The sequence below is a fragment of the Mammaliicoccus stepanovicii genome, assembly GCF_002902525.1.
Classification (GTDB): Bacteria; Bacillota; Bacilli; order Staphylococcales; family Staphylococcaceae; genus Mammaliicoccus; species Mammaliicoccus stepanovicii.
Genome location: NZ_PPQZ01000094.1, coordinates 1 through 237, shown reverse-complemented (window position 1 = coordinate 237; position 237 = coordinate 1). Strand labels below are relative to the sequence as shown.

The following is a 237-nucleotide window of genomic DNA, read 5'->3' as shown; positions in this document are numbered from 1 at the left end:
AACTTCTTCATCTTTATTATTGATACCATCGCCATCGATATCAGGATCTTGATCATCTGGAATGCCGTCGCCATCAGTGTCTGTCACCTTAGGTGTATTATCTTTCTTAGGTGTCGTGATATCAGGCTTTCCATCGTTATTTTTATCCGTTACCATTGTGCCGTTTGGATCAGATTCTTCTTTATTTGGAATACCATCATTATCCGCATCTTCATCCCCGTCTGGTGTACCATTTCC

The 237-nt window shown here is 40.9% G+C and carries 1 pseudogene; it reads right to left on the bottom strand.

Annotated features, from left to right (window positions below):
• A pseudogene (locus CD111_RS12535) lies at positions 1 to 237 on the bottom strand (hypothetical protein); the annotation flags it as partial.